The organism is Mesorhizobium sp. B2-9-1, assembly GCF_006439455.1.
In the GTDB taxonomy this organism is placed as follows: domain Bacteria; phylum Pseudomonadota; class Alphaproteobacteria; order Rhizobiales; family Rhizobiaceae; genus Mesorhizobium.
In genome coordinates, this window is sequence record NZ_VFTP01000007.1 from 214,414 (window position 1) to 236,471 (window position 22,058).

Genomic DNA, 22,058 nt, shown 5'->3' on the forward strand with positions numbered 1-22,058 from the left:
GCCTTGTTTTGCAGAGCAGCGTCGTTTTGGACAGCACGCGCCGGCGACGGCGTGGTGTCGTCAATATGAAATATTAATTCCAATCTACAGTCAATATGGAATGAGCATTCCCGAGCCGAAAAGCGCTCGTCCGGGAGGCTCAGCCCTTGCGCCGGCGCCCGGCCTCGCGGCGCTTCTCGCCGACGGCGACGGTCAGCGCCATCGCCAGCGCCATCGTCGCCGAGATCGAGCGGAAGCCGCCGAAATCGGCCTCGGCGACCTCGAACCAGACCTTGGCGAATTGCGCCAGCGGCGAGAAGGACGAGTCGGTGATCGCCACGATCGGCACGCCCTGCTCGGCGATCGAGCGCGTCTCCTCGATGGTCGCCGGCGCGTAAGGCGAGAAGCTGATGGCGATGACGGCGTCGCGCGGCGTGGCGAAGCCGATCATCTCGGCGTTCAGCCCCGCGGCCGATTCCACCAGCTGGTTGCGGATCTTGAGCTTGCCCAGCGCATAGGCGATGTAGGACGCCACCGGATAGGAGCGGCGCTTGGCCAGCACATAGATCGTCTCGGCCTTAGCCAGGAGCGCCACCGCCTCCTCGAAATGGGCATCGTTGAGCGAGCGTGAGATGTCGCCCAGCGAGGTGCTGGCGGCGGCGACGAAGCCGTCGAAGATCGCCCGATGCCCGCGGCCTTCCTCGGCCTTGGCGCGCAGCGCCGCCAGCCGCTCGTCATAGGAGGAGTTGCGCTCGCGCAGCCGCTCGCGGAAAACCTGCTGCAGGCTGGTGAAGCCGTCGAAGCCGAGCTGCTGGGCAAACCGGATCAGCGTCGAGGGCTGCACGCCGGCCGAGGCGGCAATGCTCGCCGCCGTGCCGAAGGCGATGTCGTCGGGATTGTCGAGCGCATAGGCGGCGATCTGCGCGATGCGCTTGGGCAGGCTCGCGCGCCTGTCCAGGATCGTCGCGCGCAGCGTTTCGAAATCGCGAGGCACCCGTTCGTCCATCGTCGCTCCGCCCACGCTCATAAGGTTTGTCCCTCTCCTGCCTCATCATAGCGAGTTCGCGCAAGAACACCATAAAAAATGATTTAGATGTTCCATTCTTTACTAAAATGGACTAATTCATCCACACATACTTTCCTTTATCCTGGAGACAATCGACATGGTCGGAGTGGGCCTCATCGGCACGGGCTTCATGGGCAAGTGCCACGCCATCGCCTGGAACGCGGTGGGCACGGTCTTTCCCGATGTCGACAAGCCGAAACTGGTGCATCTGGGCGAGGTGAATGACGAGCTTGCCAAACGTAAAGCTGCCGAGTTCGGCTTCGCAAAAGGCTCCGGCGACTGGCGCGCCGTGGTCGAGGATCCGGACGTCGAGATCGTCTCGCTGACCACGCCAAACCAGTTCCACCCGGAAATGGCGATCGCCATCCTCGAGGCCGGCAAGCATCTGTGGTGCGAGAAGCCGATGGCGCCGAGTTTCGCCGAGGCCGAGGCAATGGCGAAGGCCGCGAAGACATCCGGCAAGGTCGCCGTGCTCGGCTACAACTACATCCAGAACCCCGCCATCCGCCATATCGGCGCTCTGCTCGGGGAAAAGATCATCGGCGACGTCAACCTCGTGCGCATCGAGATGGACGAGGATTTCATGGCCGACCCCGAAGCGCTGTTCTTCTGGAAGCACGAGGCCTCTTCCGGCTATGGCGCGCTCGACGATTTCGCCGTGCATCCGCTGTCGCTGATCAGGGCGCTGTTCGGCCGCGTTTCGCGCGTCATGTGCGACATGGTCAAACCCTATGCCGACCGCAAGACCGCTTCCGGCGCTCCCCGCGCTGTCGAGACCTATGACATCGCCAGCGTCTTGATGCATCTCGAGAACGGCGTTGCCGGCTCGCTGCTGGTCAACCGCTCGGCCTGGGGCCGCAAGGGCCGCATTGCCATCCAGATCTTCGGCTCGAAGGGCTCGATCCTCTACGACCAGGAGCGGATGAATGAGTTCCAGCTCTACCTCACCGCCGACCGGCCGACCGAGCAGGGCTACCGCACCGTCCTGGTGGCGCCGCACCACAAGCCTTACGATTCCTTCCTGCCGGCGCCCGGCCACGGCCTCGGCTTCAACGACCTCAAGATGATCGAATGCCGCGAGCTCCTGATGCGCATCGCCGGCAAGCCGGCCCGCATCATCGATTTCGACGAGGGGCTGGAAATCGAGCGCACCGTGCATGCCATGGCCCGTTCGTTCCAGGAGCAGCGCTGGGTCGATGTGAGGTGATCGAGCCGAGCGCTGGGGCCGGTATGACGGCCCACGGTGGCCGGCCAATGCAGGTTCGGATCTGAACATTCAGGCCAGGTTGATGGCGACGTTGCGCAGCAGCGCCACGGATTTGCGCATGCCTTCCATCGGCGACAGCATCATGTCCTCGTGCTCGATCGACAACACGTCGTCATAGCCGGCCTGCTTCAGCGCGGTGCAGAACTGCCGCCACCAGGTTTCACCGTGGCCGTAGCCGAGCGTGATGTAATTCCAGGCCCTTTCGGCATAATGATTTGGCGGGCGCGTATCGAGCGTGCCGTCAATAGCGGCCGGTATAGGTTCGATGCGTGTGTCCTTGGCGTGGACGTAGTAGATCGCCGAGCCAAGCTTGCGCACGGCGGCGATGGGATCGGCGCCCATCCACATCGGATGGCTCGGATCGTAGTTGGCGCCGACCGTCTCGCCGACCGCATCGCGCAGCCGGAACAGCGTCTGGACATTGTACACGGCCTGATGCCCATGCAGTTCCAGGCAAAGCTTCCTGATGCCCAGATTGTCCGCAAATCCGACGAGATTGCGCCAATAGGGGATGATGCAATCGTCCCACTGGTAGCGCTGGATGTCGGCGCATTCGGGCGGCCAATCGGTGATGATCCAGTTGGGATTGGCGTCGCCGGGTCCGCCCGGCAGCCCGGACATCATCACCACCCGGTCGATGCCTAGGACACTCGCCAGCCGGATCGTGTCTTCAGTCACTTGGCGATGCTGCTTGCCCTGCGGACCCGGATGCAGCGGGTTGCCGGAGCAGTTAAGCGCCGCGATCGTCAGCCTGTGGTCGCGAACCTTGGCGACGAATTCGGTTCGGGTCGTCTTGCTGTCCAGCATGGCGGCCAGATCGATATGCGGCGCCGATGACCAGTTGCCGCAGGCGAACTCCAGCGTCTCCAGCCCCAGCTCGGCCGAGGCGCGCAGCATCTCGTCGAAGGACAGGTTGCCGAGGCTGTCTGTGATCATGCCAATCTTCATTTCGGGACTCCCGCTTGCCTCACACCCGCCGATTAGAGTTTCACCGGTTCGAACCTGCCGGACCGAGCCGACGCGAGCGCCGCCTCGCAAAGGATCATGGCCTTGCGCCCATCGCTGGCGGTGACCGCCGGCCGCCTGCCCGTTTCGACGCAGGTGATGAAATGGTCGATCTCGGCCGCGTAGGATTCCGCATAGCGTTCGACGAAGAAGTAATAGGGCTTGTCGCGCGATATGCCCTTGCCGCCATACAATTCCACCGAGGTCGGCAGCCGGTTGCCGGCCTGCAGCATGCCGTCGGCGCCGTGCACCTCGATGCGCTGGTCATAGCCATAGGCGGCCCTGACGCTGTTGTTGATGTGGCATTGCCGGCCGGACGCCGTTCGCAGGATGAACATCGCGGTATCGTAGTCGCCGAGCTTCCTGTATTGCGGCGCCACCAGCGAGGAGCCGGTCGCGAAAAGCTCCACAGGCTCCTCGCCGAGCATGTTCCGCGCCATGTCGAAATCGTGGATGGTCATCTCGCGAAAAACGCCGCCGCCTCCGGCCAGCGCTTCCTCGGTCTCCGGTTCGGGATCGCGGCTGGTGATGATGACCTGCTCGACGGCGCCGATCTCGCCGCCATCGAGGCGCTCCTTCAGCGCGCGGAAGCTCGGATCGAAGCGACGGTTGAAGCCGATCTGGAACGGCACGCCGGCTTTCGCCACAGCGGCCAGGCACTCGTCCGTGCGCTTGAGGTCGAGGTCGATCGGCTTCTCGCAGAAGATCGCCTTGCCCTTTGCCGCCGCTGCCATGGCGAGATCGGCGTGGGTGCGCGTCGCCGATGCGATGAACACCATTTTCACTGCCGGATCGTTCATAACGGTTTCGGTATCCACGATCTCGGCGCCGGTTACGGCGGCGACCTTCTCGGCCGCCTCGCGATTGGGATCGACGACGTAGCGCAGCCGCACCTTCGGGTGGCGCGCGAGATTGCTCGCATGCACGCGGCCGATCAGCCCCACCCCGAACAGACAAACATCCATCATGCGTTCGACTTTCTCATCAGGCCGCTCCAGCACTGCCGGCCGGTTCGTGTATCCGAGCGGCAATCATTTCACCGCGCCCATGGTCAGGCCGCGAACCAGGTGCCGCTGCACCAGCAGCGCGAAGAACACGATCGGCAGCGCTCCGATGACGCCGGCGGCGGCCATCGAGGCCCAGTCGGTATCGATGCGCCCGATGAGTGTGGCGGTGCCGCGCGGCATGGTCATCGCCCGTGGCGTGGCGGTCAGCGCCAGCGCGAAAAGGAATTCGTTGAAGGTGACCAGCACGGCGAAGATCGCGGTGGCCGCGAGCCCCGGTGCCGCCAATGGCAGCGTGATGCGGCGGAAGGCGCCGAAGCGTGAATCGCCGTCCACCATGGCCGCCTCCTCGAGGTCGACCGGGATCTCGCGGAAGAAGCTCTCCATCATCCAGACGCAGAAGGTGACGTTGAAGGCGGTGTAGGTGGCGATCAGGCCGAGCCAGCTGTCGAGCAGCCCAAGGCTCAGCATCAAGAGATAGACGGGTATCAAGATCACCACCGGCGGAATGATGCGCAGTGTCAGGAGGAAGAGACCGATCTTGCGCTCCGCGGCGAAGGGCAGGCGGAATCTGGCGATCACATAAGCGCCCATCGCGCCGAAGACCAGCGCTATCGCGACCGAGAAGAAGGTGACCACCACCGAGTTCGTCAGGTAGGAGCCGAACTGCTTTTCGGTGAACAGCCGCACGTAATTGTCGAGCGTCGGCACATGCGGATAGAGGGTGCCTTCCTGCGTGATCTCGCGGTTGGACTTGAGCGAGGTGGACACCAGCCAGTAGATCGGCAGCAGCACCACTGCCAGCACGAAAATGGTGGTGAGGATGCGCGCCAGGCGGGTGCTCATGACGCGTCGATCCTGCGCAGGAGCCTGATGGCGCTGAAGGCGAGCGCGAGCACGACGAGGCCGATCGTCACGAACAGCGCCGCCGCGTATCCGGTCTGCTGGAATTTGAAGGCGGTGTCGTAGCCATAGATCGAGATCAGCCTCGTCGCTTCGCCCGGCCCGCCTCGGGTCAGCACGAAAACCTGGTCGAAGGTGCCGAAGGCATCGATGGTGCGGAGCACGATGGCGACCGCCAGCACCGGCCGCATCATTGGGAAGGTGAGATCGGCGAAGACGCGCCAGGACCCGGCGCCGTCGACGCGCGCCGCCTCGAACGGCTCGTGCGGCAGCGACTGAAGGCCGGCGAGCAGGATGAGGAACATCAGCGGCGTCCATTCCCAGACGTCGAGCACGACAAGACCGATGAAGGCATTGAGCGGGTTGCCGAGGATCTGGACCCCGCCGCCACCCATGGCCTCCGAGAGCGCGGTCAGCATGCCGGCGTCGCTGGCGTAGATCAGCCTGAACAGGATGGCGACGACGACCGGCGTGATCACCATGGGAATGATCAGCACCGTCCTGAGCAGCCGGATACCGCGGAATTCGTGCAGGCAGAACAAGGCAAGCGCGAAGCCCAGCACCGCCTCGATGGAAACCGCAAGCGCCACGAACTTGACCGTGACCCACAGCGAATTCAGGAACTGTGCGTCGCTCCAAAGCTGCACATAGTTCCGGAAGCCGACATGGGCGACGGGCGAGCCATAGCGGTAAGCCCTGGTGCTGGCGCGCAGCCCGTCCCAGAGCGGATAGACGAGCACGCCGAGCACGATCGTCAGGCCCGGCGCCAGCATGAGATAGGGGAGGGCGAGGTCGAGCCCCGCCCCCTGCAGGCGATATTTGCGTGCCTGCATGCCGGTTTGCATCAGTAGTACCCGGCCGTGGTCAGATAGTCCTTGACCTGCTTGGCCGCCGTGTCCAATGCGGCACCGCCGCCGGAGCCGGCCTGCAGCGCCTTGTTGAGCTCGATGCCGAGCAGTTCCTCGACCTTCGCCCAGTCGGGGGTGCGCGGCCGCGGCAGCGCGCCGGCGTCGAGCTGCTGCAGGGCGACCGGTATCAGTCGGTTGCCGGGCTTGGCGATGCCGAAGGCGCTGCGCTTGACCGGGATCGAGCCCGCTTCCGAAAGCTTGGCCTGAGTTTCGGCGCTGACATACCACTTCAGGAACTCGATCGAGTTCGCCTTGTTGGGCGCCGATTTCGGCACGCCGGCGATGAATATGCCCATCTGGGCGATCGCCTTTTCCCGCTTCGGCACGACGCCGAAATCGAGCTTGCCGGCGACCTTGGTCTGGGCGGGATCGTCGGCCTTCAGCGCATTGCCCGAATATTGGATTATGGCGCCGGCATCGCCGCCGAGGATCGCCGCGCCCTCCTGGTCGGAGTCGAACTCGACCACCCCGCTCGGCGCGTTCTGCTTCATCGTGCCGACGAAGAAATCGGCCGAGGCCTTGCCTTCGGCCGAATTGAAGATCGGGTTCCACTTGTCGTCGAAGAACGAGCCGCCGAACGACAGGAAGACCGGATACCAGCTGGTGACGATCGGGTTGCCGGAAACGCCGCGGAAGACGACCGGGTATTTGATCTTGCCGGCCGCGACGCCTTCCTTGCCCTTGGCAATCAGCTCGTCCCAGGTCTTCGGCGCGCCGCCGGTGAAGACGTCGTTGCGATAGGTCAGCGTCTGCAGGTCGCCGACGAAGGGCACGCAAATCAGCGTCGGCTTGGCGTTCTCGAAGCCCTTGACGCGCGGCCCCTTCTGCGGCGGCCAGTAACCCATGTCGATCATCGAGCCGATCCAGTCCTTGTCCGACCCATCGATGCCTCCGGCGCCAAGGTCCTCGAGCACGTTGGCGGCGCCGAACTGCGGCACCCATGGGTCGTCGAGCAGGTAAAGGTCATACTGGCCGGCGCCGCTCTGGGCGTCGGCGAACCACTTCTCGAGCGTCACCCCGTATTCGTCCTCGAGGAACTGGATGTCGAAGCCCTGCTCCTTGGCCAGCGGGATGATCTTTTCCTTGAACGGCGTCAGGCCGCCATCGGCGAAGGCGCCGATGATCACCTTCTTTCCGGCGGCGCGGGCCGGCATCGGCAGGCCAAGCGTGGTGAGGGCGGTGGTCGCCAAAGCCAGGCCAAGCCCGGCCTTGACGACGGAGCGGCGAGTAAGTCTGCTTGAATGCATCATGTCACTCTCCCATTGTTGTTAGCCCTGTGGACGGCTGTCAGGCCGTCCGAATTGAAGAAACAGGCGTTCGCCGGGTCGAAGGCGACGCCGATGCTTTCACCCACCACGCCCCGGAAATCGCGGCCGGCCCGTACCGAGACGTTGCCGCCTTCGACGCGGACATTGACCAGCGTCTCGTTGCCCATCGGTTCGACGACGTAGATTTCGCCGGGCAGGGCATCGGGCGTGGCGACGGCGGCAGCGCTGCAGTCCTCCGGCCGGAGGCCGATTTCGGCGACGGAGGCGGCGCGGCAGGCAGCAAGCCGTGCGGCGTCCAGTGGGACGACCTTGCCGGCCACGATGACGCCTTGCTCGCAAAGCGCCGCCGGCAGGATGTTCATCGGCGGGTTGCCGACGAAGGTGGCGACGAAACGGTTTGCCGGGCGGTCATATATCTCGATGGGCGGCGCCATCTGCTGCAGCTCGCCGCCATGCATGACGGCGACGAAGTCGGCCATCGTCAGGGCTTCGACCTGGTCGTGGGTGACGTAGATTGTGGTGGCGCTGAGGCGCTGGCAGAGCCGCTTGATCTCGCCGCGCATGGTGAGCCGCAGCCTTGCGTCGAGATTGGACAGCGGCTCGTCCATCAGGAAGGCCGCCGGGTCGCGCACGATGGCGCGGGCCAGCGCCACGCGCTGGCGTTGTCCGCCCGAGAGCTGGCGCGGTCGGCGGTCGAGCAGATGACCGATCTCGAGCACGCTGGCGACCTCGCCGATCTTGGCCTTTCGCCCGGCCTCGGGTGTGCCGCGTATCCACAGCGGATAGCCGATATTTTCGGCGACCGTCATCTGCGGATAAAGCGCGTAGCTCTGGAACACCATGGCGATGTCGCGGTCGCGCGGCTGCAGCCGGGTGACGTCGCGTTCGCCGATAAAGACCTTGCCGGCGGTCGGCATGTCGAGCCCAGCCAGGATGCGCAGCGCCGTCGTCTTGCCGCAGCCCGACGGGCCGAGCAGGGCGAGGAACTTGTGGTCCGGCACCGCAAGGTCGAGCGATCGCAGCACGTTGAGCGCGCCGAAATTCTTGACCACCTTTTGGTACAGAACCGAGCTCATCTCCCTCCCCGGCGCCCCATACTTTCTTCAGGCCTTGCGCTCGTGGACATAGAAGCCCGCGCCCTCGGCCAGCTTCTTCAGATTCCGATACCCCATCGTCGCGTAGGTCAAGGGATGCGCCTTGGCCGGGTCCTGCTCGGCCTCGACCACCAGCCAGCCGGAATAGCCCTGGTCGGCGAGGATCTTGAGCAGCGTCGGATAGTCGATCGCGCCGTCGCCCGGCACGGTGAAGATGCCTTCCATCACCGCGCCCATGAAGCTCATGTCGGCCTCGCGCGCTTTCGTTAAGATGGCCGGGCGCACATCCTTGCAATGGACATGCACGACGCGCTCGACATGCCGGCGCAGCAATTGCTCCGGGTCGCCGCCCGAAAAGGCGCAGTGCCCTGTATCGTAGAGCAGGCCGACCGCCTCGCCGGTTGCATGCATCAGCCTGTCGATCTCCGCGTCGGTCTCGACGATCGTGCCCATGTGATGGTGGAAGGCCATGCCGACGCCGAAATCGGAAAAGCGCTCGGCGAGCCGGGTGATCTTGGCGCCATAGGCCTTCCATTCCCCGTCCATCAGCTTCGGCCGCTGCGAGATCGGCTCATGGATCGCGCCATGCCGGCCGCGCGAGGTGTCGGCATAGACGACGCGCCTGGCGCCGAGGTCCCGAAGCAGCGTCAGATGCGGCCGGATCGCCTCGAATTCCTCGTCCACCTCCTTCTCGCATATGCGCCCGTCATACCAGCCGGAGACCAGCGCCAGCCCGTAATGGTCGAGGATGGGCCGAAGCGCGCGGCTCTCGCGCGGGAACTTGCCGCCAAGCTCGGTGCCGGCATAGCCGGCCTCCGCAGTCTCGCTGAGGCAGGTCTCGAGCGGCGTGTCGCCGCCCAGTTCCGGCACGTCGTCATTGGTCCAGGTGATCGGGTTGATGCCAAGTCGAACTGTCGTCATTGCTCGCTTTCCGCCCCGCAGCCGTGATGGCTGCGGGGGTCCGGTCTCGGGAGGAGATGGCTGCGATTGCCGGCGACGGGGCGAAACCCTGCCGTTTCGTTCGGCAAGACGCCCTCCCGGCGCCCCGCCTCACATGTCCCCGTCTTACCTGTTCTTGTCGACGTCTTGCCCCAACGTCACTGCGCGAAGTCTACCCCGCTCTGTCTCCCTCGCGAGGGCCAGTTTTCCGGAAAATGAAGGAACCAGTTTGTGCCGGGAGGTGGGTGTGGCAGGATGGGGAGATGGGCAACCTCGAAATCATTGATCGTCGGCGCGAGGCCCCCCTCTCTGGCCTGCCGGCCATCTCCCCCTCAAGGGGGGAGATCGGATGTCGCGCCGGCTTTCGCCAATCGCCGACGTCGCAAAGAAAAGCGAGGCGCCTGAACTGCCAATCTCCCCCCTTGAGGGGGAGATGTCCGGCAGGACAGAGAGGGGGGCGAAGGAACTCGACCTTGCAGCACAAGCGTGTCGCGGCACGCCATTGCCATTGCATCCATGGGTGGGGATAAACGATGCGCTCCCACCCCAAGCCCCAGGCGTTCCCGCTCGACATGCTGGCCGTGAACCGCTCGAGCCCCGAGCACCTCTCGCGCCAGCTCTATCACGGCCTCGTCGCCATCATCCGCAACCGCACGCTGGCGCCGGGCTCGGAGCTTCCTTCCACCCGCGCGCTGGCCGCCGAGCTCGGCCTTGGCCGCAACACCATCGTTGCCGCCTACGACCAGCTCGTCACCGAAGGCTATCTCGCCAATCGCCAGGGCGCCCGTCCGGTCATCGTCGACCTGCCCGAAGGCCCGCGCGAGACACCGACCGAGGAGCCGCCTCTGCCGCTGCGCCAGCCCTCGCTGCGCGGCCAGCAGCTGCTCAGCCAGCCCTATCATCACGGCAGGCCGGGGCATGTCGCCTTCCACCCCGGCATGCCGGACGCGCAGAGCTTTCCCTTCGGCGTCTGGGGCCGGCTGGTCGCGCGCCGCGCCAGCCATGGCGGCGAGACGCTGTTCGGCACCTATGACGTCACCGGCCACCCGGCGCTGAAGGACGCAATCGCCGGCTATCTCTATTCCGCGCGCGGTGTGCGCTGCCGGCCCGAGCAGATCGTCATCACCACCGGCGCGCAGGCCGCCTTCGATCTTCTCGCCCGCCTGCTGCTCGACCCCGAAGACACCGTGTGGATGGAGGAGCCCGGCTATTACGGCGCCAAGGCCGCCTTCACCGTAGCCGGCGCAAGAATCCTGCCCATCCCCGTCGACCAGGAGCGCGGCTGGCGGCTCGATGCCCCGGATTTCTCACCCCGTCTCATCTATGTGACGCCGGCCTGCCAGCATCCGCTCGGCATCACCATGCGCATGGAGGAGCGGCTGCGCCTGCTCGACATCGCCGAGACCGCGAACGCCTGGGTGATCGAGGACGATTTCGACGGCGAATACCGTTTCCAGGGCCGCCCCGTGCCGGCGATCCAGAGCATGGACCGTTCCGGCCGCGTCATCTATGTCGGCACCTTCGCCAAGCTGCTGTTCCCGGCGCTGCGCCTCGGCTTCATGGTGCTGCCGCAAGAGCTCGCGGGACGCATCGTCAACGCGCTCTCCACCACCGGCCAGTTCGCGCCGCTGCTTCTCCAGGCCGCGCTCGCCGATTTCATCACCGAAGGTCATATGAGCCGGCACCTGAAGCGCATGCGCCGCATCTACGCCCAGCGCCGCCAGCTCTTCCGCGAGATCGTGACCGAGCGCCTGCGCGACGAGATCACACTCTCTCCCGCCGAAGCCGGCATCCAGGTAGTGGGCTATCTCAAGGATGGCATCGACGACATCAAGGTCAGCCAGGCGGCAGCGAGAAGGGCCATCAACGTCTCGCCGCTGTCGAAATATTTCCAGAACACGGCCCCGACGCAAGGGCTGGTGCTGGGCTATGCGGCCTGTGACGCCGCGCAGACGCGGGACGGGGTGGAGAGGCTGGCGGCGGCGATTCGCGAGACGCTGGGGTGAGGATTTCACGACGTCGGTAAATGGCGCACCCGACGTCCTGCTTGGCCAGGTCGCACCGGGCGGCAATCCTGCCGAGGAACAAATGGCTCTTCGCGGTCGCTCAACCAAAAAGGCGCATGGAGTGCCGCCGCCGCATTGATTGAATCAATTATCCCGATATACAAGCTGATTTCGGGTGCAAATCGCATAGGCTGGCAATCCATTGAGTCGCAATTTTCTGGTGATCGACCCTGAGGAGGGCATGGCCGTCCTTAAGGGCCTTGCCTCTTCGGCGCGCATTTCCATGCTGAGGCTGCTGCATGAGAAGGGGCCGATGAATGTCAACGAAATAGCCTCCGTGCTGTCGCTGCCGCAGTCGACGGTCTCGACCAATATACAGGTGCTTGAGGATGCGGGCCTGATCCGCACCGAGAACCAGAAGGCGAGGAAAGGCAGCCAGAAGATCTGCTATCCGACCGCCGAGGAAGTGCTCGTGGTCTTCAAGAGCGAGTATCGAGCGGTCAAGAACGACGCGATCGAAGTATCGATGCCGATTGGGCTTTACACCGGCTTCGAGGTCACCGCGCCCTGCGGTCTCTGTTCGCCGGACGGGATCATCGGCCTGCTCGATGTGCCCAACACTTTCCTGGATCCGGACCGTATGAAGGCCGGTTTGTTGTGGTTCACGCGCGGCTTTGTCGAATATCAGTTCCCCAACAATGCCAAGCTCGCCAATACCGAGATTACCGAGCTCGAGCTGGTGGTGGAACTGTCCTCGGAAGTGCCGGGCACCAGCGCCGACTGGCCCTCCGACATCACGCTGACGATCAATGGCGTCGACGTCGGCACCTGGACGTCACCCGGCGATTTCGGCGACAAGCGCGGCGTTTTCACGCCCTCCTGGTGGAAGCTCAAGGGCTCGCAATATGGCAAGCTGAAGAACTGGCGGGTTTCCGCTGACGGAACCTATGTCGACGGTGTCCGGATTTCCGAGACCAGCCTCGCCGCCCTCGACCTGAAGGGCCATCATTCAATCCGGGTTCGTATTGGCGTCAAGGACGACGCCGAGCGTCCCGGCGGAATCAATATTTTCGGCAAGGGATTTGGAAATTACGATCAGGACATTCTGCTGAGGATCAAAACCGATTGATATCACCAAATCGGGTCTCAAAAATAGTGCAGCGATTTCAATCGGTTGACTGCATTTGCAACTGAGCCTGTCGGTCAATTGTCAGACTTTTGTTGGTTTTTCGCTTGACGAACGGATGCCGTTTCCCTTTGATATCTAATAAGGTGATTTAAATCATCATTTTTGATATTCTCGGAGGAAATGCATGAAGGCGGCCGTCACGGCGCATCCGCGTTATATCGTTTCGAAGATCGATCCCAGGCTCTATGGATCCTTCATCGAGCATCTTGGGCGGGCGGTCTACACCGGTATCTATGAGCCCGGTCACGCGACGGCGGATGACGATGGCATGCGCCGGGACGTCATCGATCTTGTCCGGGAGCTCAAGGTTCCGATCGTCCGCTATCCCGGCGGCAATTTCGTATCCGCTTACAATTGGGAAGATGGCGTCGGCCCCAAGGAAGGGCGACCGGTGCGCCTCGACCTTGCCTGGCACACGTCGGAAAGCAATGAAGTCGGCCTGCATGAATTTGCCGACTGGTGCGCCTCGGCGAACACCGAGATGATGCTTGCCGTCAATCTCGGCTCGCGCGGCCTCGATGAAGCCCGCAACCTTCTGGAATACACCAATCATCCGGGCGGCAGCGAGTGGAGCGACAAGCGCATCGCCAACGGCCGCAAGGAGCCCTTCGACGTCAAGCTCTGGTGTCTTGGCAACGAGATGGACGGCCCCTGGCAGATCGGCCACAAGACCGCCGACGAGTATGGCCGCCTTGCCCACGAGACCGCCAAGGCGATGCGCGCCTTCTCCAAGTCGCTCGAGCTCGTGGTCTGCGGCTCGTCGAATGCCAAGATGCCGACATACCCGGAATGGGAAGCGACCGTTCTCGATCATACTTACAACGAGGTGGATTACATCTCGCTGCACATGTATTTCGAAAATGAAGCCAATGACGCGCCGAACTATCTTGCCATGAGCGAGAAGCTCGACGCTTACATCGTCTCGGTCGCCGGCGTCATCGATTATATCAAGGCCAAGAAGCGCTCCAAGAAGCAGGTCTACATCTCGTTCGACGAATGGAATGTCTGGTACCATTCCAAGGAGCAGGACAAGAAGATCCTTGGCGGCAATGAGGGCTGGCCCTTCGCCCCGCCATTGCTCGAAGACATCTACAATTTCGAGGACGTGCTGCAGGTCGGCCTGATCCTCAACACCTTCATCCGTCGTTCCGACGTGGTCAAGATCGCGTGCCTGGCGCAACTGGTCAACGTCATCGCGCCGATCATGACCGTTCCCAACGGTCCGGCATGGCGTCAGACGATCTTCTATCCTTACCTCTATGCCTCGATCTACGGCCGCGGCAATGCGCTGGATCTCAAGGTGGAAAGCCCGACCTACAGCTCCACCGTCGCCGGCGAGGTTTCATATGTCGACGTCGCCGGCGTGCATGACACGGACACCGGACATGTCACCTTCTTTGCCGTCAACCGCCATTCGAGCGAGGAAATCGAAACCGCGATCGACATAGCGGGCTTCGGCGCGGCTGACATCGTTGACCATCAGCTGATGACGCATGCGGATCTGAAAGCCGTCAATTCGGCGCAGAACCCAAGCAATGTCGGGCCCAGGAAGGGGACCGGCGCCTCGCTGGCGGGCGGCAAATTGAGCCTGCCGCTGCCGCCCTATTCCTACCAGATGGTCCGCCTGAAGCTCTGACTTCAGGCGCATCGTCGTGCATGGGCTGAGGAGGAGCCTCGACGTGACGGCCGATATTGAGATCAGGAATGTGAGCAAGCATTTCGGCGCCATGACGGTGCTGGATGATCTGTCTCTCTTCATCAAGGCACGCGAATTCATCGTTTTTCTCGGGCCGTCCGGCTGCGGGAAATCGACGCTTCTGCGCATGATCGCGGGCCTCGAAACTGTCGATACCGGCGAGATAGCCATCAACAACGAACGTATCGATCATCTGCCGCCGGGCAAGCGCGGCATTGCCATGGTGTTCCAGTCCTATGCGCTTTATCCGCATATGAGCGTGCGCGACAACATGGCATTCGGGCTCGAGAATATCGGCATGCCGCGCGACCTCATCGACGCGCGCATAAAAGAGAGCGCCCGCATCCTCGAAATGGAGCACCTGCTCGAGCGCAAGCCGGGCCAGCTCTCCGGCGGCCAGCGGCAGCGCGTCGCCATCGGCCGTGCGATCGTCAAGGAGCCGAAGGCCTTCCTGTTCGACGAGCCGCTCTCCAATCTCGATGCGGCATTGCGGACCCGTACCCGCATCGAGCTTGCCCAACTGCACCAGCGCCTGCAATCCACGATGATCTTCGTCACCCACGACCAGGTCGAGGCGATGACGCTCGCCGACCGCATTGTCGTCATGAACAATCGCAAGATCGAGCAGATCGGCTCTCCCATGGAGATTTACGACCGCCCGGCGACCAAATTCGTCGCAGGCTTCGTCGGCGCACCGGCGATGAATTTTGTCGAGGCGATGCTCGACAGATCAAGCCGGAACGCCACGGCCAGGTTTGCAGACGGCATAGCGGTTCAGACCGAGATCTCCTCCGACCAGACGATCGACGGCAAATACACTTTCGGCATCCGTTCGGAAGACGTGCGCATCGTTCCCGCCGGGCAGGGCAATGCCGATGGCGTGGTCGATGTGCTTGAGCGGCTCGGCGAGCGCACCTTGGTCTACGCCCGGCTCGGCGACGGCCAGCAGATCGTCGGCTCGGATGCTGGCAACAGCCGCGTCGCGGTCGGCGACAAGGTCGGGCTCGCCTTCGACGGCCGGAAATCGCATCTGTTCGGCGAGACCGGTCGCGCCTGGCATGCGAGGGAGGTGTGACATGGACGACCGACGGGCGACGCCGCCCACCGCGCTTCCGGCCGCCGGCGTCAGAGCTGCAAGCATCGATATCTACGCGCCGCAATGGCGAAACTTCATTTTCGTCGCGCCGTTCCTGTTCTTCTTCACGATGCTTCTGCTGGTCCCGCTGTTCTGGGGAATGTGGCTGAGCTTCCACAAGGCCGACACGTTCTCATCCGGAAACTTCGTCGGTTTCGGCAACTATATCAGGCTGTTTCACGACAAGGTGTTCCTGCAATCGGTCTGGAATACCTTCTACTTCGTGCTTCTGACGGTGCCGACCCTGGCACTGATCGGTCTTTTTCTCGCGCTTTGCCTCAACCGCCGCACGCGCACCGCCGCGGTGCTGCGGACCCTGTTCTTTTCTTCCTCGGTGCTGTCGGTCACGATCGTCACATTGATCTGGCGCATCGTGTTCATTCCGAATGTCGGCCTTCTGTCGACGATCTACGGATGGTTCGGCGCAACCGCCCCGGCCTTCATTTCCGATCCCAGCCTGGCGATGATCGGCATCGCCATTGCCACCGTCTGGTGGTGCATCGGCCTGCCGATGATGCTCTTTCTCTCCGCCCTCCAGCAGATTCCGCAGGATATCTACGAAGCGGCAGCCCTGGACAATGCCAATCGCTGGCAGACGTTACGCTCGATTACGCTGCCGTCGATCAAACGAACCTTCGTCCTGGTGGTCATCGTCCAGATCGTGCTGCAGTTCCAGCTGTTCGGCCAGGCCTGGCTGATGACACGCGGCGGTCCGAACAACCTGACCAAGCCGATCGTGCTCTACATTTATGACACCGCGTTCCGCCGCTGGGATCTCGGCATGGGTGCCGCGGCTTCGGAGGTGCTGTTCATCCTCATCCTGTTGGCGGCCATGGCCCAGTACCTGGTCACACGCAGCAAGGCAGGCCAGGCATGAGGGCTCCAGCCATTTCCATCAAGGGACGCGCATTCGGCGACCGCGTGTTGCTGGCTCTGGTCATCCTGCTTTCCCTGGTCATGGTCGCGCCGGTTCTGTGGGTTGTCGGCCTGTCGCTCAAGGAAAATGCCGAGCTGATGGCAAATCCGAATTCGGTGTTTCAGGCGCCCTATACGCTGAAGAACTACATCAACACCATCGGCACCTCGTCGGTGTTCGTCTGGGTGTTTAACAGCATCATCGTCTCGGGAGGATTGACGCTCGGAACGCTGATCCTGTCATCGCTCGCCGGCTATGGCTTTGCGCGGCTGAATTTCCCCGGCCGAAACGTCCTGTTCGTGATCGTCCTCTTCGGCCTGGCGGTTCCGGAACAGGCCGTGCTTGTCGCGCGCCATCAGATCTTCAGCATGCTGAACTTCCACAACACCTATCACGGGCTCATTCTCCCGGGCCTGTCGGCTTCTTTCGGCGTCTTCCTGATGACCCAGTATTTCAAGGCCATCCCGAAGGAGCTGGACGAAGCCGCCATGCTGGACAATGCCGGCCGGTTCAGGACGTTCTGGAAGGTTCTTTTGCCGCTCACCGTGCCCGCCCAGGCAACTCTCGGCATCTTCACCTTCCTCGGCGCGTGGAACGATTACTTGTGGCCGCTGATCTCGGCAACCAAGAAGGATATGTACACGCTGACGGTCGGCATGGCCTCGACACAGACCAATTTCGCCCAGTCGGAAGGCATCGGCTTCTTGATGGCGCAGGCGGTATTCGCCGGCGCGCCGATCCTGATCGTCTACCTGTTTTTCCAGAAATACATCGTCACGGCCGTCTCAGGCGCCGCGGTGCGATGACGAGATTGCCTGACGGCGGGCGTCGCAGCGATTGAAGCATGAAGCCAGTCCAGCGTGGAGTGGCGCAGACTCAGTAGGAGGAACTGATATGAAAATGAAGAAAATCCTGTTTGCAGCGGTGTCGGCGGGCGTGCTGATGCTCGCAAGCCCGAGCCTTGCAGCGACGGAATTGACCGTGCAGCGGTTCTTCGGTGCCTGCGATGCCGATTTCGGCACCAACACCGATGTCGCCAAGGCAGTAGGCGAATGCGGCATCATCACCTCGCTGATCAACAAGTTCAACGCCGACAACCCCGATGTCCACGTCAGCGTCAGCACCGTGGAATGGCCGGGCTATGACCAGCTGACCGCGCAGTTCGCTTCCGGCGATGCTCCCGACATCGTCACGATCCATGAATCCGCGCTTTCGGATTACCAGTCCAAGGGGCTGTTGATGCCGCTTGACGATCTGTTGAAGTCCGTCGGCGTCACACCCGATGCCTTCACGGACGCAGCGCGCAACGGCGCCACCAAGGACGGCAAGATCTATGGCCTGCCGATCGACAGCTGGACGATGCTCTATCACATCAACATGGATCTCTTCAAACAGGCCGGCCTCGTCAATGCCGACGGCACGCCTATCCTTCCGACGTCACCCGAGGAGCTGCTCGCCCAGGCCGAACAGTTCAAGCAGAAGACCGGCAAGCCCTACTTCGTTCAGAACCTGGCCAATGAGACCGCGCTCTACACGCGCAATCTCTATACCTATCTCTTCCAGCAGAATTCCGATTTCTTCGCCGATCCAAAGCATGTGAAGCTGAACACGCCGGAAGCCAAGAAGGTCGTCGAGATGTACAAGGCGATCTTCGACAAGGACTACACCACCAAGGACCTCGACTACGGCGGCGCCATCAACGCCTTCCTTGCCGGTGGAGGTGGCGTGCAGCTCAACGGCACGTGGGTCGTCGGCGACAACAACGCCCAGTCCGAAACCAAGGGCACGGCCCTCAACAAGGGCGGCTATGCGGTTTACCCCTATCCGCAGCTATTTGCCGGCGCCCATGCGCAATATGCCGACGGCCACACCTGGGCAGTCTCGCAGAAGGACCGCACACCCGAACAGACCGCGGCTATCGGCAAGTTCCTGAAGTTCTTCGCCGACCATGACTTCGACTGGTCGCGTACCGGCCATTTGCCGGCTTACAAAGCCATCATCGCCTCGGACGCATTCAAGGCGCTGCCGCATCGCAATACCATCGCCGCGGTCGCCGATCTCGGCAGGCCGCTGCCGTCGGCGGTGCAGCGCCAGTTTGCGATCCAGGACATTGTGGGCGAAGAGATGAGCGCTGCGATCACCGGCCAGAAGGACGTCGATGCCGCGCTTGCCGACATGGAAAGCCGCGTCAACGAATTGCTCGCCAACATTTGACCGCAGGTTTCTCGAGAACGCTCTCGATGCCCGCGGCAGAAGGCCGTCGCGGGCATTCTTGGCAAATGAAGCAGCACCCGCTTCTTAGGACCGTGGGAAATTTTCAGGCCACGTCCCGCCGATTTGGCTTGCGATCGTCAGCCGCGAACGACGGCAGCAGCGCCAAAGGCTTCCTGGTGGAATCCGTCGGGCTTGCTGGGCGCTTCCGACATCTCGTCGTTCGGCGGCTGGCGCCGCTTTCAGTCTGATCGCGTTCCCGTTTGAATGTGTCGTCAACGGCCCGCGCGAACTGCTTTGCGTGGAATCACTGCCGGGCAAGTCATCCCGAACGATGACGAAGAGGGTGTCGTCGTTGCCTTTCAGCGGAACACCCTGCTGCCGCTCAACGATTGCTATTATGCGCTGCTGCCGACAGTCCCGAACCTGACGCGTGCTCATGCCAGACGTCGAGCACCGCGGCAACAATTGCTTCGGGCGCATCTTCCTGGACGAGGTGCTTGGCGTTGGAGATAACCGTGAATGACGCGTTTGGAATACGCCTCGCGAGTTCCTCCCCATCCTTTAGCGGGATGAACTCGTCTTCGGCGCCCCACAGGATCGTCACTGGGCAGCGAATCTCGCCGTAGCGCCGTTCGACCTCCTCGCTGTATTTGTCGTCCATTTGAGCGATCTGGCGCCAGAATGCCTTCTGCCCCTCTTCCTCAAGCCAGGGATCGAGATAGAGCCGCATCTCCTCCTCAGCCAAGGTGCGCTTGACCGCCGCGCTGATGTACGCGCGCAGCATGGCCTCATGGACATAGGCGGGCAGTCCGGCGAACACCTCTCCATGCGCTTTCGCCGCCTGCACCAGCGCTGAGCCCTGCGGGCTGATCGCGACCGGGTCGATCAATACGAGGCTGCGGTAGTCGACACCGTCAAGCAAATGCGCACGCAGCGCCACCGAGCCACCGAAGTCATGCGCCACGATATCGGGCTGCTCGGCACCCCAATGGTTTACGAGTGCCGCGAACAGGTTGTTCTGAGCGCCGTGCAGGACGTCGCCCTCGGGCTTGGTCGAGCGCCCATAGCCGAGCATGTCGTAATAGAAGACCCGTCGATGCCGCGCGAGCCATGGCACGATCCGCCGCCATTCGAGCGAAGAGAATGGCGAGCCATGCATGACGACCGCAGGCGGCCCTTCGCCGATGACGCCCCAGGCGATCTCATCACCGTTGAAGTCGAACCGCTCGGGCATCTGCCAATCCATGGCTTTTCTCCTGATCAGTTTTTCACTGGGATGGAAATCACTCGTGCTCCGATCATTCGCCACAGCGTTTCGGCTCCTTCCGCGACTCGCGTCCTCTCAACGAGACTGGTCATGTCGCAGACCTTCATTCAGATGCTGTCAGTGCCCGCATAGCGCGGCGCTCAGTATGTCGACGAGCAACGTGCCGCAACGCCGATCCGGATCGCGATCGGGGTCATAGATCGTCACCTCCATTCCAATCACGCGCGGGTCGGCGCACCACGTGCGTAGCGCCTCGACCGCTTCTGCCGGCAAGAACCCTCCGGGTTCGGGTGTATCGACGGCAGACATGATCTCGCTGTCGAGTACATCCACATCGAAATGGATAAACACGCCCTCGACGGCATGTCCTCCGACCGCGTCAAGGGCGGCGCGCGCCGCATCGCTAACGCCGCGGCGGCGCACCTCGGTCAAGTCCATTCGCTGCACCCGCGTCTCGAATAGAGCGCTTGACGTGTACGTCGCCGGGTCCCGCAGATCTCGATAGCCGAATGCGATGGTATCAGCTTCCTGGAACAGTGGTGTGTGCTCGCCGAACTCGACCAGAGGAGCCGGCCCGTGACCAGTTACAAAAGCCAGGTCCATCCCTGCCGCTCCTTTCGATGGCGACGTCGCCGGGAGTTTGAAGTCGGTGTGGCCGTCAAAGAAGATCAGACCGTAGCGGCCACGCCGGCGCAGGGCGAGAGCGGGGCCGAGCAGGACGCTGCAGTCGCCGCCAATAATGAGAGGAAATCGTCCGGCATTCAGCTCCTCGCGCACAGCATCAGCGAGCGTCTCGGAATAGCGACGGAGCGCGGGCGCATTGCGTACGCCGGTTGTCGCATCGACCTCGGGACTATAAGGCGGAGCGGAAACTGTCCGCGAAGACTCTGCCCCCAACCGCTCGCTGATGCCGAGCGACTGAAGCACGTCGGGCGCTTTCCGCGCGCCAGGCTCGCGCTCGCCGGGCTGCGGCATGAGCCCAAGGTTTGAAGGTGCTGCAATCAGCGCGATTCGGCGCGTTGCCGTCGCATCGGCTCGCATCATTGTGTTGAATGCCATCCCGGTTCTCCTAGTCATGTCATTGGCTGTACTTAGCAACCGATCCTGCCGATTCTGTTTCCGCCGCAAGGTTCTTCAGTGCAGTGAAGTAGATGGAGTCAGCTGCCGTTGTCGGGCCGTGGACTCGCTCCTCTTCGGCCGTCAAAAGGTCGATGAGGAAAGTGGCGAGGTTCGCCTCGTTCAGCCTTGCTGCCACGTGGCGGTTGCGCGGGCTGTGGCGGCTGCTTCCGCTGCCATGGGCGAAGAGCACAAGGCCAAGAGCATCCGGAGGCAACGAAAGATTGCCCTGAAGTGTGACAGCCCCCGCGGGAACATGCACGACGTGCTCGCTATGCCAGTCCATATCTACCTCCGCTATGGCGATCTAGTGCCGCGCGCCGAACCCGCGGCCGCGTGCCCAGCCAACTCTTCTTCGGAAGCGGCAGTCTTGTCGGAAGCGGCAGGCTTGGGCGCGGACCTGGCGAGGAGCGCGCGGACCTCCTCATCGCTCGTCTGTGAGAAATCCATATACCAGCGCCCGACACCGAGCAGCGGCTCTGGCGTCGTCGCGCAAACGACTTCGTCGGCGTCCGCCCGCATCGCGTCGCAAGTGTCGGGGCTACCGACGGGAACGGCCGCGACGATATGGGCGGCGCGGTTTTTTCGCAGCGCCTTGATCCCCGCCCGCATGGTCGATCCGGTCGCGAGCCCGTCATCCACCAGGATAATGGTCCGTCCATTCAACTGCCGCGGGGCCCGCCCGGTCCTGTAGAGGCGCTCACGGCGCAGAAGCTCTTTTTCCTCCTTTGCAGCGGCCGCGTCGATGACCTGCGGCGGGATCCCGAGGCCGCTGACGATTTCGTCGCTCAGGACACGTACGCCTGAGGGCGCGATTGCCCCCATGGCCAGTTCCTCGTGGCCGGGAACGCCGAGTTTGCGCACGACGAAGACGTCGAGCGGCACCTTGAGTGCCTGCGCGACCTCGTAGCCAACCGGCACGCCGCCTCGGGGCAGCGCCAGTACGATCACGTCGTCGCGCCCGGCAAAGCGAACGAGTTCCCCGGCCAGTCGCCGCCCGGCCTCGCGGCGATCTGAAAAGATGGTAGCCATGACCTTCGATCCCCGTGCATCTGCTTTCCCGGTGCATGTCCTTTCAGCCTGCGG

Annotated in this window: 19 protein-coding genes and 2 pseudogenes; 9 read left to right on the top strand and 12 right to left on the bottom strand. The window is 63.0% G+C overall.

The genetic code is table 11. The features are described 5' to 3' along the window. Positions 1–139: 139 nt before the first annotated feature. On the bottom strand, positions 140–985 hold the full coding sequence (locus tag FJW05_RS15920) for a MurR/RpiR family transcriptional regulator (protein ID WP_176477064.1): 846 nt from the start codon (positions 983–985) through the stop codon (positions 140–142). A gap of 157 nt (positions 986–1,142) precedes the next feature. On the opposite strand from FJW05_RS15920, the gene FJW05_RS15925 reads away from it, so the two are divergent. Further along, on the top strand, positions 1,143–2,252 hold the full coding sequence (locus tag FJW05_RS15925) for a Gfo/Idh/MocA family oxidoreductase (protein WP_140633738.1): 1,110 nt from the start codon (positions 1,143–1,145) through the stop codon (positions 2,250–2,252). Between the two features lie 69 nt (positions 2,253–2,321). Here the strand turns inward: FJW05_RS15925 and FJW05_RS15930 are convergent, their stop codons facing one another. From FJW05_RS15930 to iolE, 7 genes are all read right to left on the bottom strand, one after another. Further along, complete coding sequence (locus FJW05_RS15930; RefSeq protein ID WP_246673457.1) at positions 2,322–3,248, bottom strand: sugar phosphate isomerase/epimerase; 927 nt, start codon at positions 3,246–3,248, stop codon at positions 2,322–2,324. A 44-nt stretch (positions 3,249–3,292) separates the two neighbouring features. Further along, positions 3,293–4,285, bottom strand: coding sequence for an inositol 2-dehydrogenase (iolG, locus tag FJW05_RS15935; RefSeq protein WP_140633744.1), 993 nt, complete (start codon positions 4,283–4,285; stop codon positions 3,293–3,295). A 63-nt stretch (positions 4,286–4,348) separates the two neighbouring features. Continuing rightward, positions 4,349–5,167, bottom strand: coding sequence for a carbohydrate ABC transporter permease (locus FJW05_RS15940; protein WP_140633747.1), 819 nt, complete (start codon positions 5,165–5,167; stop codon positions 4,349–4,351). Continuing rightward, positions 5,164–6,057 (bottom strand): sugar ABC transporter permease, encoded by an 894-nt coding sequence (locus tag FJW05_RS15945; protein ID WP_181164961.1) that lies wholly within the window; start codon positions 6,055–6,057, stop codon positions 5,164–5,166. Before FJW05_RS15945 ends, FJW05_RS15940 begins: the two co-directional genes overlap by 4 nt. An 11-nt stretch (positions 6,058–6,068) precedes the next feature. Then, positions 6,069–7,382: an extracellular solute-binding protein gene (locus tag FJW05_RS15950; protein ID WP_140633753.1), complete on the bottom strand. Its 1,314-nt coding sequence runs from the start codon at positions 7,380–7,382 to the stop codon at positions 6,069–6,071. Next, on the bottom strand, positions 7,379–8,476 hold the full coding sequence (locus tag FJW05_RS15955) for an ABC transporter ATP-binding protein (RefSeq protein WP_140633756.1): 1,098 nt from the start codon (positions 8,474–8,476) through the stop codon (positions 7,379–7,381). The genes FJW05_RS15950 and FJW05_RS15955 overlap by 4 nt, the downstream gene beginning before the upstream one ends. 27 nt (positions 8,477–8,503) lie before the next feature. Continuing rightward, positions 8,504–9,415, bottom strand: a complete 912-nt coding sequence (gene iolE, locus FJW05_RS15960) for a myo-inosose-2 dehydratase (RefSeq protein ID WP_140633759.1) — start codon at positions 9,413–9,415, stop codon at positions 8,504–8,506. Between the two features lie 551 nt (positions 9,416–9,966). Here iolE and FJW05_RS15970 point away from each other — a divergent pair. The 8 genes and pseudogenes from FJW05_RS15970 to FJW05_RS27760 all read left to right on the top strand — a co-directional run. Next, positions 9,967–11,439, top strand: a complete 1,473-nt coding sequence (locus FJW05_RS15970; RefSeq protein WP_140633761.1) for a PLP-dependent aminotransferase family protein — start codon at positions 9,967–9,969, stop codon at positions 11,437–11,439. A 202-nt stretch (positions 11,440–11,641) separates the two neighbouring features. Beyond that, positions 11,642–12,568, top strand: a complete 927-nt coding sequence (locus tag FJW05_RS15975; protein WP_140633764.1) for a helix-turn-helix domain-containing protein — start codon at positions 11,642–11,644, stop codon at positions 12,566–12,568. A gap of 184 nt (positions 12,569–12,752) precedes the next feature. After that, positions 12,753–14,264 carry an alpha-N-arabinofuranosidase gene (locus tag FJW05_RS15980; RefSeq protein WP_140633767.1) on the top strand — a complete coding sequence of 504 codons (1,512 nt, stop codon included), beginning with the start codon at positions 12,753–12,755 and terminating at the stop codon, positions 14,262–14,264. A 43-nt stretch (positions 14,265–14,307) separates the two neighbouring features. After that, positions 14,308–15,399, top strand: a complete 1,092-nt coding sequence (gene ugpC / locus FJW05_RS15985; RefSeq protein ID WP_140633770.1) for a sn-glycerol-3-phosphate ABC transporter ATP-binding protein UgpC — start codon at positions 14,308–14,310, stop codon at positions 15,397–15,399. A 1-nt stretch (position 15,400) separates the two neighbouring features. Next, on the top strand, positions 15,401–16,336 hold the full coding sequence (locus FJW05_RS15990; RefSeq protein WP_140633773.1) for a sugar ABC transporter permease: 936 nt from the start codon (positions 15,401–15,403) through the stop codon (positions 16,334–16,336). Further along, positions 16,333–17,181, top strand: coding sequence for a carbohydrate ABC transporter permease (locus FJW05_RS15995; RefSeq protein ID WP_140633776.1), 849 nt, complete (start codon positions 16,333–16,335; stop codon positions 17,179–17,181). Before FJW05_RS15990 ends, FJW05_RS15995 begins: the two co-directional genes overlap by 4 nt. Before the next feature lie 88 nt (positions 17,182–17,269). Further along, on the top strand, positions 17,270–18,589 hold the full coding sequence (locus tag FJW05_RS16000) for an extracellular solute-binding protein (RefSeq protein ID WP_140633779.1): 1,320 nt from the start codon (positions 17,270–17,272) through the stop codon (positions 18,587–18,589). A 333-nt stretch (positions 18,590–18,922) separates the two neighbouring features. Then, positions 18,923–19,024 (top strand): annotated as a pseudogene (locus FJW05_RS27760) (IS481 family transposase); the annotation flags it as partial. A 31-nt stretch (positions 19,025–19,055) separates the two neighbouring features. Here the strand turns inward: FJW05_RS27760 and FJW05_RS16010 are convergent. From FJW05_RS16010 to FJW05_RS16025, 4 genes and pseudogenes are all read right to left on the bottom strand, one after another. Further along, positions 19,056–19,835: pseudogene (locus FJW05_RS16010) on the bottom strand (alpha/beta hydrolase); the annotation flags it as partial. A gap of 138 nt (positions 19,836–19,973) precedes the next feature. Then, positions 19,974–20,915 carry an arginase family protein gene (locus FJW05_RS16015; RefSeq protein ID WP_181164962.1) on the bottom strand — a complete coding sequence of 314 codons (942 nt, stop codon included), beginning with the start codon at positions 20,913–20,915 and terminating at the stop codon, positions 19,974–19,976. Positions 20,916–20,934: 19 nt separating this feature from the next. Then, complete coding sequence (locus FJW05_RS16020; RefSeq protein WP_140545624.1) at positions 20,935–21,258, bottom strand: hypothetical protein; 324 nt, start codon at positions 21,256–21,258, stop codon at positions 20,935–20,937. Positions 21,259–21,269: 11 nt separating this feature from the next. After that, a complete protein-coding gene (locus FJW05_RS16025; protein WP_140545623.1) occupies positions 21,270–22,004 on the bottom strand; it encodes a phosphoribosyltransferase in 735 nt (244 codons plus the stop codon). Positions 22,005–22,058 lie beyond the last annotated feature (54 nt).

Coding starts and splice junctions, on each gene's coding strand:
- FJW05_RS15920 (WP_176477064.1), bottom strand. CDS start 985: ATGGACGAACGGGTGCCTCGCGATTTCGAAACGCTGCGCGCGACGATC.
- FJW05_RS15925 (WP_140633738.1), top strand. CDS start 1,143: ATGGTCGGAGTGGGCCTCATCGGCACGGGCTTCATGGGCAAGTGCCAC.
- FJW05_RS15930 (WP_246673457.1), bottom strand. CDS start 3,248: ATGATCACAGACAGCCTCGGCAACCTGTCCTTCGACGAGATGCTGCGC.
- iolG (WP_140633744.1), bottom strand. CDS start 4,285: ATGATGGATGTTTGTCTGTTCGGGGTGGGGCTGATCGGCCGCGTGCAT.
- FJW05_RS15940 (WP_140633747.1), bottom strand. CDS start 5,167: ATGAGCACCCGCCTGGCGCGCATCCTCACCACCATTTTCGTGCTGGCA.
- FJW05_RS15945 (WP_181164961.1), bottom strand. CDS start 6,057: ATGCAGGCACGCAAATATCGCCTGCAGGGGGCGGGGCTCGACCTCGCC.
- FJW05_RS15950 (WP_140633753.1), bottom strand. CDS start 7,382: ATGATGCATTCAAGCAGACTTACTCGCCGCTCCGTCGTCAAGGCCGGG.
- FJW05_RS15955 (WP_140633756.1), bottom strand. CDS start 8,476: ATGAGCTCGGTTCTGTACCAAAAGGTGGTCAAGAATTTCGGCGCGCTC.
- iolE (WP_140633759.1), bottom strand. CDS start 9,415: ATGACGACAGTTCGACTTGGCATCAACCCGATCACCTGGACCAATGAC.
- FJW05_RS15970 (WP_140633761.1), top strand. CDS start 9,967: ATGCGCTCCCACCCCAAGCCCCAGGCGTTCCCGCTCGACATGCTGGCC.
- FJW05_RS15980 (WP_140633767.1), top strand. CDS start 12,753: ATGAAGGCGGCCGTCACGGCGCATCCGCGTTATATCGTTTCGAAGATC.
- FJW05_RS15990 (WP_140633773.1), top strand. CDS start 15,401: ATGGACGACCGACGGGCGACGCCGCCCACCGCGCTTCCGGCCGCCGGC.
- FJW05_RS15995 (WP_140633776.1), top strand. CDS start 16,333: ATGAGGGCTCCAGCCATTTCCATCAAGGGACGCGCATTCGGCGACCGC.
- FJW05_RS16000 (WP_140633779.1), top strand. CDS start 17,270: ATGAAAATGAAGAAAATCCTGTTTGCAGCGGTGTCGGCGGGCGTGCTG.
- FJW05_RS16015 (WP_181164962.1), bottom strand. CDS start 20,915: ATGGCATTCAACACAATGATGCGAGCCGATGCGACGGCAACGCGCCGA.
- FJW05_RS16020 (WP_140545624.1), bottom strand. CDS start 21,258: ATGGACTGGCATAGCGAGCACGTCGTGCATGTTCCCGCGGGGGCTGTC.
- FJW05_RS16025 (WP_140545623.1), bottom strand. CDS start 22,004: ATGGCTACCATCTTTTCAGATCGCCGCGAGGCCGGGCGGCGACTGGCC.